The sequence below is a fragment of the Rhodococcus sp. EPR-147 genome (assembly GCF_001647185.1).
Classification (GTDB): domain Bacteria; phylum Actinomycetota; class Actinomycetes; order Mycobacteriales; family Mycobacteriaceae; genus Rhodococcoides.
In genome coordinates, this window is the sequence record NZ_LVCU01000387.1 from 19,329 (window position 1) to 32,338 (window position 13,010).

At 64.8% G+C, this 13,010-nt stretch carries 10 protein-coding genes; 4 read left to right on the forward strand and 6 right to left on the reverse strand.

The window, feature by feature from the left end; translation table 11 throughout:
• Positions 1-23: 23 nt before the first annotated feature.
• Positions 24-1,421, reverse strand: a complete 1,398-nt coding sequence (gene mftF, locus A2J02_RS17205) for a mycofactocin biosynthesis glycosyltransferase MftF (protein ID WP_068051511.1) — start codon at positions 1,419-1,421, stop codon at positions 24-26.
• 125 nt (positions 1,422-1,546) lie between these two features.
• On the reverse strand, positions 1,547-2,233 hold the full coding sequence (gene mftE / locus A2J02_RS17210; RefSeq protein WP_068051498.1) for a mycofactocin biosynthesis peptidyl-dipeptidase MftE: 687 nt from the start codon (positions 2,231-2,233) through the stop codon (positions 1,547-1,549).
• Between the two features lie 70 nt (positions 2,234-2,303).
• On the opposite strand from mftE, the gene A2J02_RS17215 reads away from it, so the two are divergent.
• From A2J02_RS17215 to A2J02_RS17225, 3 genes are all read left to right on the forward strand, one after another.
• Entirely contained in the window at positions 2,304-3,020 is a 717-nt protein-coding gene (locus A2J02_RS17215) for a GntR family transcriptional regulator (protein WP_068051513.1), read from the forward strand.
• Between the two features lie 166 nt (positions 3,021-3,186).
• On the forward strand, positions 3,187-4,740 hold the full coding sequence (locus A2J02_RS17220; RefSeq protein WP_068051515.1) for an NCS1 family nucleobase:cation symporter-1: 1,554 nt from the start codon (positions 3,187-3,189) through the stop codon (positions 4,738-4,740).
• 10 nt (positions 4,741-4,750) lie between these two features.
• Positions 4,751-5,494 (forward strand): aspartate/glutamate racemase family protein, encoded by a 744-nt coding sequence (locus A2J02_RS17225; protein WP_068051500.1) that lies wholly within the window; start codon positions 4,751-4,753, stop codon positions 5,492-5,494.
• A gap of 18 nt (positions 5,495-5,512) precedes the next feature.
• Here A2J02_RS17225 and A2J02_RS17230 read toward each other — a convergent pair whose 3' ends face one another.
• A complete protein-coding gene (locus A2J02_RS17230) occupies positions 5,513-9,289 on the reverse strand; it encodes an nSTAND1 domain-containing NTPase (RefSeq protein ID WP_068051501.1) in 3,777 nt (1,258 codons plus the stop codon).
• Positions 9,290-9,513: 224 nt separating this feature from the next.
• Here A2J02_RS17230 and A2J02_RS28775 point away from each other — a divergent pair, with 224 nt between their 5' ends.
• Positions 9,514-9,840, forward strand: coding sequence for a LuxR family transcriptional regulator (locus tag A2J02_RS28775; RefSeq protein ID WP_231911477.1), 327 nt, complete (start codon positions 9,514-9,516; stop codon positions 9,838-9,840).
• A gap of 81 nt (positions 9,841-9,921) precedes the next feature.
• Here A2J02_RS28775 and mftD (A2J02_RS17240) read toward each other — a convergent pair whose 3' ends face one another.
• The 3 genes from mftD (A2J02_RS17240) to mftC all read right to left on the reverse strand — a co-directional run.
• A complete protein-coding gene (gene mftD, locus A2J02_RS17240; RefSeq protein WP_068051519.1) occupies positions 9,922-11,109 on the reverse strand; it encodes a pre-mycofactocin synthase MftD in 1,188 nt (395 codons plus the stop codon).
• Positions 11,106-12,284 carry a pre-mycofactocin synthase MftD gene (gene mftD / locus A2J02_RS17245; RefSeq protein ID WP_068051503.1) on the reverse strand — a complete coding sequence of 393 codons (1,179 nt, stop codon included), beginning with the start codon at positions 12,282-12,284 and terminating at the stop codon, positions 11,106-11,108. The genes mftD (A2J02_RS17240) and mftD (A2J02_RS17245) overlap by 4 nt, the downstream gene beginning before the upstream one ends.
• A partial coding sequence (mftC, locus tag A2J02_RS17250; RefSeq protein WP_068051505.1) for a mycofactocin radical SAM maturase occupies positions 12,284-13,010 on the reverse strand: 727 nt, incomplete at its 5' end. The genes mftC and mftD (A2J02_RS17245), both read right to left, overlap by 1 nt.

Genomic DNA, 13,010 nt, shown 5'->3' on the forward strand with positions numbered 1-13,010 from the left:
GGGCGGGCCCGGCTCGCACCGCGTCAGCCGTCCAGGCGGGGCTTGAGCGCGTCGATGCTGCGCGCGGACAGTGCACCGCGCCACAGGCCTGCGCCGTACGCAACATCATCGGCACGTTTGTAGAACGCATACCGAACCGGGTCGAGGCCGCCGAGTTCCCGATGCTTGTACCAATCCGAAAACGCCTCTACAACAGCCAATCCCAGCGCTATTCTACGAATACGACTCGACAGCAGCACGGCGAGCAGGGTGATCGGCCAATAGTGTCGACACAGGGCCGACGCCAACTGCCACAACCCCGCCACGAAACCCTCGGCAGCGAGAATGGCCGCGATTCGCGTGGGCTGATCCAGACCGACGAACATCCTGCGCAGGCGAACGATCGTGACACCGAGTGTGGCGGCGGCACCGACGAGTCCGATCCTCGTCAGACTCGCGGCGAGCAGACACGCGACCAACGTCCACGGCGACATCGCGATGGGCGGCACCATTCCCGGATGACGTGCCGACAACGGTGTGGCACCGGTCCCGTAGAACAGCTTACGTGCGAACCACTCGACGAAGGTGACGCGATGCTCGTGCGCGACGTGAGCGACCGGTTCGTAGCGCAGTCGCCAACCCGCCTCCTGCAGCCGCCAGCACAGGTCCACGTCCTCGGCCACGTGCATCGACTCGTCGAATCCCTCGCAGTCCATCGCCACCGACCGACGAATCAGCATTGCCGCACTGGGCACGTAGGAGACCGAGCTGCCTGCGCGTACCGCTGCTTCCCTGCGACCGAGGTCGAGGGACGAGCGCGCGTGTTCGTACCTGGCCAGGGCGCTGCCCTCGGGCTCCAGCGCGACGATTCGGGGTGCCACCAGCGCCACGGCCGGATCCGAGAAGTGCCCCAGCATCACCTCGAGCCATCCCTTGCGCGGAACCACGTCCGAGTCCAGGAAAGCCACGAAATCAGTTGTTGCACATCGCAATCCCGTGTTTCGCGCCGCAGCGGGTCCGCGCGAGTGCTCGTGTCGGAGCACCGTCACGCTGCCCACACTCCACGAGACCCGCGGCACTGCGACCGGAACGTCCGACCCGTCGTCGACGATGATGACGTGCAGACCGTGGAGTGCTGCGATCAAGCGCTCCAACCCGGCCTCGTTGTTCTTGAGCGGTACGACCACGGTGACGTCGCTCGGCGACGGAATCGACATCGGGCGCGGGTTCCCGACACCCGAGTCGAGCAGTTTGCGAGCGACGAGAGCGGACTGCGAGTCGGTCACTTCGATGAAACCGTCACCGATCATCGCCGCTGCCGTCGGTGCGAGCTTGAGCATGCGTGTCGGTGAACCACCGATCAGGACTCGTCCTTCGGAGAATGTGCGTACGCGTGGATCGACTCGCACCCCGAAGCCGTCAGGCAACCGACCTTCACCCATCAGGAGATCGTAAGCGGACGAGACGCCGAAGTGTCGGCCACCCGTGAAATCGGACGGAACATACCCATGCCCCGTTTTTCCGGAATCGTCGGACGGCCCCTCAGCAGGCATTCCATCGAGCTCGTTCATGTGATCACTCCGTGCTCGGAGGGACTCCATCTCTGCACAGCGTCGCCGGCGCGGGTGCAGAGCTGCTCGAACATCCGACGCCCCTCCTCCGGATCGGCCCCGGTGGGATCACCGAGCACCCCGTTCGCAGTGATCGGTGCCATGCCGTCGACGCGAAGCGCAGGCAACAGGTCGGCGATGTCGGCGACATTGCCCACCTCGGCCTTGCTCATGTTCACCACCTCGGGCGAAAGGTGCAGCAGCAACGACGTTTCGGTGCGCCCGGCGTGAGCATCCGCTCCCGGTATCGCGCACGGAAACCACACGACGTCGCGGCCCTCGTAGCGCAGCAGCAGTACGGCAGAGCGCACGGTGGGGCCGTTGCCTCCGTGTCCGTTGACGAACACCACTCGCTCGGCCCAGCGGCATGCAGAACGTCCGTACTCCACCAGAACCGATTCGAGCGCTACGGCCCCGATCGAGACGGTGCCAGGAAATCCCTCGTGCTCGCCACTGGCTCCGTACGCGATCGCGGGGGCCACGAGAGCATCCTCGATGGTGTGCGCCACGGCGGTTGCGATACGAGTGTCGGTATCGAGCGGGAGGTGCGGACCGTGCTGCTCGATCGAGCCGACCGGCACCACCAGGGTGCGAGACCCGTCCAGGTCCGGCCAGTACTGCGTACCGAGGGGGTCCGTGGCCATGAGTGCAGATGCTATCGGATGGAACGAGGACGTCACGCCGCCGAAACACTGCGACGATAATCTTCGATTCGTGCCACCCCGTCGCCGATCCGTATTGCTCTCGCAATTGTCGATATCGGCACCCGGCGGCCCGCAACCGACAATTCTGCAAGAGTTACGCCGAGTCATTCTGGCCGGCGATGCGCCGCCGAATACGCCGATTCCACTCAATGAAGTAGCGGAACTCTTCGGGGTGAGCAGAATTCCGGTGCGCGAATCCCTCAAGACACTCATCGGCGAGGGACTGGTCGATCATCGACCGAATCTGGGCTACACGGTTGCGCAGTTGACCGCAGCCGAACTTCGCGAAATGTACATTGTTCGAGAGGTATTGGAGACGGCTGCACTACCGTCCGCAGTCGGGCTCGCCACCGAGGCCGACCGGGCCCATATCGTCGAGATCAATCGTCAACTCGAGGCCTCGCTGGCCCAGGACGACTCGCGAGAATACCACCGCCTCTCGCGTGAGTTCCACCTGTCCCTGACCCGTCCGTCCCGCATGCAACGATTGCTGCACATGCTCGAATCCGCCTGGAACATCACCGAACCCGTGCAACCCATGGTGCATGTCGCCGGGTCGGACAGGGCGTCGCTGCACAGCGATCACGCCGAAATGCTCGCGGCATTTCTGGCCGGCGATTCCGCGGGCTTGCTGCGCGCCGCGCAGCATCACCACACGCGTCTCAATTCGGTCATTTCGACGCTGTCGAACGATCACGGATTGTTCGCCGATCCGTCGTCGGAATAGAGACTGCGGGAACGACCGGAAAAGATACGGGAGTGGAGCCGGCAGGAACGACCGGAAAAGATATATCGCTCTCGTCACGAGTGCGCAACACTTCGCCGCTAACTTTTCCTCATTCGCTCGTTCACCTCCTTCGTTCGTCTCATACGCCATGCCGTCAGGAGCATCGATGACAGATACAGCGCACGGTCCCGCTCAAACGGGAGATCTCGTGGAAGCCGCGGGCCACCCCGTCGGTGGTGGACTGATCAAGGACACCTATGACCCACGGCTGACCAACGAGGATCTCGCTCCGCTGAAGAAGCAGACGTGGACTTCGTACAACCTCTTCGCCTTCTGGATGTCGGACGTGCACTCGGTCGGCGGTTACGTGACGGCGGGCAGCCTGTTCGCGCTCGGGCTGGCCAGTTGGCAGGTGCTGATCGCGTTGCTCGTCGGCATCACGATCGTCTACTTCTTCTGCAATCTGGTCGCCAAGCCGAGCCAGGTGACGGGGGTTCCGTATCCGGTCATCTGTCGTAGCGTGTTCGGAGTGCTCGGTGCCAACATCCCGGCGATCATCCGTGGCCTGATCGCGGTGGCCTGGTACGGCATCCAGACATTCTTGGCATCGGCTGCCCTCGACATCGTGCTGATCAAGCTGTTCCCGTCTCTGGCTCCGTACGCCGTCACCGCGGACTACGGTTTCGCCGGACTGTCGCTGCTCGGTTGGGCGAGCTTCCTGTTCCTCTGGGTTGTCCAGGCTGCGGTGTTCTGGCGCGGGATGGAGTCGATCCGCAAGTTCATCGACTTCTGCGGCCCTGCCGTCTACGTCGTCATGTTCATGCTGTGCGGCTACCTGATCTGGAAAGCCGGCTGGGGCGCAATCGATCTCACCCTCGGCGATGTCGAGTACACCGGCTTCAGCGCCGTTCCCGTCATGCTGGGAGCCATTGCGCTCGTCGTCTCGTACTTCTCCGGCCCGATGCTCAACTTCGGTGACTTCTCTCGATACGGAAAGTCCTACGCTGCCGTCAAGAAGGGCAACTTCCTCGGTCTGCCGGTCAACTTCCTGGTGTTCTCCATCCTCGTTGTCGTCACCGCCTCGCTGACTCTGCCGGTGTTCGGCGAGCTGATCACCGACCCTGTCGAGACGGTCGCCCGTATCGACAGCACCTTCGCCATCGTCCTCGGTGCCCTCACCTTCGCCATTGCGACGGTCGGCATCAACATCGTCGCCAACTTCATCGCTCCGGCGTTCGACTTCTCCAACGTCAGCCCGCAACGCATCAGCTGGCGCGCCGGTGGCATGATCGCCGCAGTCGGTTCGGTATTGATCACCCCGTGGAACCTGTACAACAATCCCGAGGTCATCCACCTGACGCTCGAGACCCTCGGCGCGTTCATCGGGCCTCTGTTCGGAATCCTGATCGCCGACTACTACCTGATCCGTAAGCAGCACGTGGCGGTCGACGAACTCTTCTCGATGTCCAAGACCGGCCTGTACTGGTACTCGAAGGGCTACAACCCGGCGGCGGTGTACGCGACCGTCGCGGGCGCAGCGGTGGCGATGTTCACCGTGCTGTTCAACGGAGCCGTCGACGGCCTGGAGATCGCCGGTATGTCCACGGCGTCGAAGTACAGCTGGTTCATCGGCTGCGGCATCGGATTCGCCTCGTACTACTTCCTTGCGACGCGAACCAAGCTGGCTGTCACCAACTTCGACGTTCCAGCGAAAGCATAGGATCTCTTCCGTGCTCATCAAGGTCATCAATCCGAACACCACCAGTTCGATGACCGCAACGATCGGTGACTGTGCCCGGGCCGTGGTCGGCCCGGGCACGGTCGTCGACGCGGTCAGCCCCTCGATGGGGCCCGTCTCGATCGAGAGCCATGTCGACGAAGCCCTCAGCGTCCCAGGAATTCTCGCCGAGATCGCCAGCGGCGAGGCCGCAGGGGTCGACGGCTACGTCATCGCCTGCTTCGGCGATCCCGGCATGGACGCGGCTCGCGAGCTCGCGGCCGGGCCGGTCATCGGTATCGCCGAGGCGGCCATGCACGCCGCGAGCTTCCTGGGCCGAGGATTCAGCGTCGTCACCACACTCGGACGCACCGTCGGGCGTGCCCAGGATTTGGCGAACCACTACGGCTTCGGACGCCACTGCCTCGGTATCCACGCGTGCGACCTGCCGGTCCTCGATCTCGAGACGGACCCCGACGCCCGCAAGATCGTCACCGAGGCGTGCCGCATCGCCGTGGAGACGGACGGTAGCGATGCCGTGGTCCTCGGATGTGCGGGGATGGCCGATCTGTGCCAACACATTTCGGCCGAGATCGGCGTACCGGTGGTCGACGGCGTCGCTGCGGGAACACTGTTCGTGCAGTCACTGATCTCGCTGGGACTGGGTACCGGAAAGAGGGGCGAATTCGCCGCTCCGCCGCCCAAGCGCTACACCGGGATGCTGGAGGGTTTCAGCCGACCGATCCCTGATCCTTAGCCCTGGCTCCGCGGTCGATCAGGTCTCGCACAACTGCCGATACGGCACCCCGGGCAGATAGCGGGCCCATTCGGCTTCGGTGACAACCGAGCCCCCGGATTCGCACAGGCGACTGCGGACCTCGTCCGGCTCGGTCCGCCACATGCGGAGGTCGCGGGCAGTACCACCGCCGTACAGCACCCCACCGTCGCCGACGAAGACCGCATCGTAGACACGCTGGCCGTACGCGGTGAGGGCTGCGTACTGCTCCAGTGCGGAACGGTTCGCCACAGTCCACACCCAGAGCGTCGATCCCCCGTCACCCGCGGCCAAGCGGGTGCCGGACCGATCGAATCTGAGCGAGTAGATCGGACTGGACGGCCCCACGATGCGACTCCGATGCTGTGGTGCGGATGAATTCTCTATGTCCCACAGTCGAATCGAGCGATCCGCACTTCCCGCGGCCAGAGTCCGCCCGTCCGGTGAGATGACCACGGCCTGGACGGCACTCCCGAAATCTCCGAGTGTGCCCGTTCGGTCCGGATCGGTAGGATCGCCGATGTCCCACAGCTCGACCACGCCACCGACACTGGCGATGGCAAGTACTTTCCCGTCCGGAGACAGCGCCAGTCCCGCCGGATAGTTTCCCGCGTCCAGGGTGGACAACGCGCGCGGAGCAGAAGGATCCGTCAACGACCACAGCGACACGTCGTTCGAGCTCTGGCCGGCCACAACAAGCAGGGTTCCCGACCGGTCGAACGCCATCGCCGCAGTCAAACTGGCGGCTGCCTGCCGAATGCCACCGAGGGCGACCGGATCGGCGAGATCGCTGGTGTCCCAGAGTCGGAACCCCCCTGTGGTCGTGCCGACAGCAGCCAGGGTGCCGTCGGCCGTGAGGGCCACCGCACCGGTCTGCTCGACGCCGTCCTCGATCACCAACGGCGGCGACGCCACCGGATGCTCCACATCGGAGACGTCCCAGAGGATCGAGCCGGGAGCACGGCGACCGGCACCTGCGAGCAATCGGGTACCGGACTCGTCGGTGGGGGTCTGCCAGACGGTGTCACCGGCATCGGGTAGCGCCGGTCCGAGAATCGGCCAGATTCGGGTGACGCCATCACCACTCGCAGTCACGATCGACAAGCCATCGGGTGAAAATGCCAGCGAACTCACCTGGATCGGACCGGGAAGCGTCAGATTCAGCGTGCCCGAGGCCGCGTCCCACACTCGCGAGGAATTGTCCGAACTCGCCGCAGCAATCCGAGTCCCGTCGCTGCTGAACGCCACATCGTTGACGTAGCTGGTGAAGCCGGTCAATGGAGGCAATGGGGTGAGCCGGCCGGCTGCATCGACGGCCCACCGCAGAACCTCCTGCCCGGTGGTCCCCGCGATCAACGTCGCTCCGTCAGGAGAAAAGGCCAGCTGCTGTGCGGTATAGGTGGAGCCGTCCGAGGAAAGCCCGAGCAGTGGAACAGTCTGTGGTGCAGTCGAACCGGGAAGTCGTTGCGCGTCCCACACCCGCATCGCGCGCCCGGCACCGACCGTCACGAGGAAGCGGCCGTCAGGACTGAACTCGGTCGCTGTCGGCGAACCAGGTTGAGCAATCTCACCCAGCATGCGGGGCCGGGCCGGCTCGGAGACATCGAGAAGAGGCAACGACTCGTCCTGGGTGCCGACGAGCAGTAACCGACCGTCAGGAGAGAACGACAGGCTACGAACGCCGGTTGTGTCTGTGCGCGACAACATTATCGGTACCGCCGGGTCTACGACATCCCACAGTTCGACGCCGCGGAACCCTCCCGCAGCGAGCATTCCACCCTGCGGATGGAACGCCAGCACCGGTGGGTCACGCGAGACGATTTCACCGAGCTTCGCGTGCCCGTCTGCGAGCGACCACATCCGCACGTGTCCGTCGGAACCGGCTGTCGCCACGATGTTTCCGCGCGGGTCGACCGCGGTCACCGCCTGACCCTCCACTCCGAGCAGCCGCACAGGAGTGTGGATCGCAGATGAATCGAGTAGCGACGACCGCGCCTCCGTCGTGCGGTCCACCTCGTACGACGCCAACGCGAAATATGCCGCCAGCCCGGGATCTTGACTCCTCAATTGCTGTGCGACACCGGCGATCTGACGTGAGACAGCCTCTGCCTCCGCGCGCTCGGCCTCGACCCGTCGGTTGTTCGCGTCCGACCGAGCAACGAACGCGGTCACTGCCAGTGTCACAGCCAGTACGGTCAGAAGCGCGAGTGCAGTGACGAGCGTTTCGAGGGTGCGTCGCCGACGTCGGTCGCTGCGGTTCTGTTGCTCGATTCGGTTCGCACTCGCGTCGAGATACCGTCTCTCGACCGAGTTGAGATCTCGCCGACGTACCGGACCGAGAGATTCCTGCACCAGCGCCAACCTCGATTCCGGCAGCAACGAACCGTCGTCGCGATCGTTGTTCTCCCACAGTTCTGCGGCCTGGGTGAGTCGACGGTGCTCGACGAGCCACTGACGATCGTCGTCGAGCCACTCGCGCAGCCGCTGCCACGCCGTCAGCAACGCCTCGTGGGTGATCTGGACGGTCTCTTCTCCGACAGTCAGCAGTCTGCGTGCGGCAAACCGTTCGACGACGATGTCGACGTCGGTGACCGCGTCCGCGTTCTCGTCTCCGTTGAACAGCTCCACACGATCGACTCGGCGACGAGTGACGACCTCGTCGTCGAGATTGATCAACCGCATGAAGATGCGCCGTGTCTCGCGCTGCTGTTCGGCGGTCAAGGCCGAGAACACTTCTTCGGCGCTCTGCCCCACGGCACCGCCGATCCCGCCGGTTGCGAGATAGTCCGAGACAGTCAACGTTCTGCCGCTCGACACCTGCCACGTGGTGAGCAGGGCATGGGACAGCAGTGGCAAAGCGCCGGAGTCGTGGGCGAACTGCGATCCGCGTGGACCCAATTCGCCGACCAAGACCTGCACGAGGGCGGCCTCGACGGAGAGACCCGCCTTCGCGGCAGGCGACACGATGACCTCCCGCAGTTGTGACTCGGTGAGACGCCCGACAACCACCGGGTTGTCGGACAGGCCGGCAAGCAGCGCGTCCTCGGACACGGCGTTCTGGTAGAAATCGGCCCGCAGTCCGACCACGAGAACCGACCCCGCGCTCGGCAACGCCGCTGCCGCACGCAGAAAGTTCTCGCGCTCGATCGGTGTCGCCAGTGTCCACAACTCCTCGGCCTGATCGAGGACGAGAACCGATCCCGGCGCAAAGGATTCGGCTCGCTCGGGGAAGGCACGAATATCGCCGACGCCGGAATGGACTTTCGAACCGGGGAATCTCGATGCCAGCCCGGCACGCAGGAGCGAGGACTTGCCGGAGCCCGAAGCACCGACGACGAAGACGATGCCTCCACCGGAGCCGAGGGCTTCCCGGACGCGCGTGCTCAGACGCTCGATCACGTCGTCACGGCCGAAGAACCACTCCGCATCGGCCGGCTCGAACGCCTCGAGACCCTTGTACGGAGGGTCGCCCTTCACCGGATCGACGGTCCGCCTGCCCGGGATCGACCGCACCCTCGACACCGCGTCCCACCACAGGGCGCGCTCGTCCTCGTCGGCTACGCCGCATGCGATCAGTACGGCGGCGAACATCTCGGCGCTGGCTTTGGTCGGGACGTGATGTCCGGAGAACCAGCCACTGATGGTGCCGTGCAAGCCACCGGAACGCTCGACGATCTCCCGGACCGTGGCACCCGCCTCGGTCCGGATCGCACGCAATGCTGCCGCGAATTCCGTGCGGTCCGTGATCGACGAAGGATCCGGACGGTCGATGGTCATGAGCGAGAACTATAGAACCGGGAAAACCTCGATAGAGGCACTCGCGCGTCACGCTGAGCTGCACGAACAGCAAATTGATGCGTTTGAATGACGCTCGTACGGAGTCCGTGGACGTCCGTATTGACCTTGTACGGACATGCCCGTTCAGCTGGATCTGCGACGAAGTCCAGTCGACGATGGACGGTGTGGTCGGGGCAAGTGGACACTCCAGGGGGGAAATTCTCGTGCTCGAACAAACGCTGGCATCGGCAGTGCATCACCCGTTCCGGAGGCCGGCACAGCGGGGACCCGGTGCAGTCCCGACACCGCTCGAAGCTCGCCACCGCAAGCCTGCGTTGAGCGCCCGCGAGATCGAGGTCATGCTCGCCTGGTTCGCCTCCGACTCGAAAACGGTCGCAGCTCGGTGCGTCTACATCGCGGTGGGCACGATCAACACCCACATCACCCGCATCCGGCAGAAATACGCGGCGGTGGGACGCAACGCGCCGACGAAGGCCGCCCTGTTCGCTCGCGCACTACAGGACGGCCACACTCACCTGTCCGAATGGTGACTGTCGATTCGCCTTTCCATGGCGGCCGGCCGCGTCGAATCGGCTCCTCGGTTCTGGATCCCGGACTCCGATCGGCGTCGGTTATCCCAGACCGGGGAGCTGATTCGACGGCGTGAAGTCAGGCGGCACGAGGACATCCGACGGTGACAGTTCGTGGACCGACGCGTGGCCGAGACCGAGGACCGCGGAGTCCAGGCCGCCGCGCAGGATGTCGAGCACGTTCTCCACGCCGGCCTGACCATCAGCCGCTAGACCCCACAGGTATGCGCGTCCGATCAGCACTGCCCGCGCACCGAGCGCGAGTGCCTTCGCCACGTCACTTCCCCGACGCACACCACCGTCGAGGGTGATCTCGACCTGATCGCCCACCGCCTCGGCGATGGACGGCAGCACCCGGATCGACGCCGGGGAACCGTCGAGATTGTTACCGCCGTGATTGGACACCGAAACCGCGGTCACGCCTGCGTCCACGGCCCGCAGTGCGTCGTCGACTCGCGAGATGCCCTTGAGCATGAACGGCCCGTCCCACTGCTCACGCAACCACGCGATGTCATCCCACGTGGGCAGCGGGGTCGCCTTCCACTCTCGATACGCAGCGAAGAACGTCGGCGCACGCCCACCGGGCGGCGCGAGGTTCGGAGCAGTCAGATCAGGGAATACGCCCGACCGCGCCCACTGCGTCAGCCACCGTGGCCGACACAGCGCTTGCGGCGCGAACCGGATCATCGCCCTCGGATCGAGGCGTTCGGGAATCACCGGGCTACCCCAGTCACGGCCCTCCGAGAACGACCAGTCCATTGTCAGAATCAGCCCGACCGCGCCTGCATCACGTGCACGCTGAAGCATGTGCTGCAACAACTCTCGTGAACCGGCCCAGTGCAGCTGAAAGAACGTCTGCGGGTTCGCGGCCACGACCTCTTCGATCGGTTTGCTCGCGAACAACGACAACCCCATCGAAATCCCCCGCGCCGCAGCAGCTCTGGCGACGGCGACCTCACCGTCCGGGTGTAACGCCTGCACACCCGTCGGGGAGATCATCGCCGGGAACGCCAGCGGTTGCCCCATCAGTGTCGTCGACAACTCTCGGGTGTCCGACAATCCTGCCACGTGTGGGGCGAACCCGAGTTGGGCGAACGCGGCGGTGTTGTCCGCCGCGGTCAGACCACGTTCGGAACCTGCTACCAGCGCCGAGTACACCGACGTCGGGAGGCGCTTCCGTGCTCGCCGCTGCGCTTCGGCAACGGTCTCGAACCACACGCTGGTGCTCAGACGCCGAGCTTCCGGTCGAACCCGGGCGGCATCACCACATCCGACGGCGAGAGATCGTGTACCGAGGTGTGTCCGAGCCCGAGGACGGCGGAATCGACTCCGCCGCGCAGAATGTCGAGGACGTTCTCCACGCCTGCCTGACCGCCGGCCGACAGACCCCACAGGTACGCCCGGCCGATGAGCACCGCACGCGCACCGAGTGCGAGTGCTTTCACCACGTCGCTGCCCCGTCGGATTCCGCCGTCGAGGGTGATCTCGATCTGATCGCCCACGGCTTCGGCGATCGCAGGCAACGCCCGGATCGGAGCCGGGGTGCCGTCGAGATTGTTGCCGCCGTGATTGGAGACGGAAATAGCGGTCACGCCCGCGTCGACGGCTCGTTTGGCGTCGTCGACCCGCATCACTCCCTTTAGCATGAACGGCCCACCCCATTGCTCACGCAGCCACGCCACGTCCTCCCACGTCGGCAACGGGGTGCCCATCCATTCGCCGTACGCTCCGAAGAACGTCGGCGCAGGACCACCGGTGGGTGGCGTCAGATTCGGCGTCGTCAGGTCGGGAATCTTGCCGGTCTTGGCGAACTCCCACAACCACTTCGGTCGCATGATGCCCTCGGGAGCGAATTGCACCATTGCCTTGAGGTCCATCTTCTCCGGAATCGACGGGCTGCCCCAATCGCGGCCGTTGGAGAACGACCAGTCCAGGGTCATGATCAATCCGACGGCTCCCGCGGCGCGTGCCCGCTCCATCCGCTGCAGCAGGATCTCGCGCGAGCCCACCCAGTACATCTGGAAGAACGTCTGCGGATTCGCCGCAGCGACCTCCTCGACGGACTTGCTGGCGAACGAGGACAATCCGATCGCAATGCCCCGCGCTGCAGCAGCTCTCGCGACGGCGACCTCACCGTCGGGATGCACCGCCTGGACACCCGTCGGGGAGATCATCACCGGGAACGACAGGGGTTGCCCCATCACCGTCGTCGACAAGTCCCGCTTGTCGGACAGACCGGCAACGTGCGGGGCGAACCCCAGTTCGCCGAATGCTGCCATGTTGTCGTCGATCGTCAACCCGCGTTCGGACCCCGCCACGAGTGCGGCGTACACGGACTTCGGTAGACGTTTCTTCGCTCGTCGCTGCGCTTCGGCAACGGTCTCGAACCACGCACTCTTGGCCATCAGTGTTCCTGTTCCATTCCTGCGAGCGGGTTCTCGTCGCAGATCTTCGCCGGGGGACGCATCATCAGCGTCAGCGGCACCGACTTTCGTGGGGTCTTGCGCTGCCCGGTACGGGAATGATCGACGCTGGACTTGGGGATCTCCCCCGCCGCCGCCAACGCCATTTCGCCGTTACCGATGACGCATTCGGGATCAGGACCGTCCATGGGCAGGCCCGTGAAGAATTTCGCCGCCATGCAGCCACCGCGGCACGCATCGAAATGAGCACACTTGGTGCACGCACCCGAGGTCTGCGGAGACCTCAACTCCTGGAACAATTCCGAAGTCTGCCAGACGGTTTGGAACCCGCCCATGCCGGCTTTGGCGTCTCGCACGATGTTGCCGGCGAGGAAGTTCTCGTGGATGGCGAACGGGCATGCGTACACGTCGCCGATCGGGTCGATCAGACACACCACACGCCCGGCACCGCACAGGTTGAGTCCGGGCAGAGCATCACCGAACGCCGACAGGTGGAAGAACGAATCACCGGTCAACACTCCCTCACCGTTCGCGACGAGCCAGTTGTAGAGCTCTCGCTGCTGCCCCGCCGTCGGATGCAGATCGTCCCAGACATCCGCGCCACGTCCCGACGGCCGAAGCCGCGTGATGCGCAGTGTTGCAGCGTATTTGTCGGCCAAGGCCTTGAAGTCGTCGAGCTGAGAAACGTTGTGCCGGGTGACGACCACC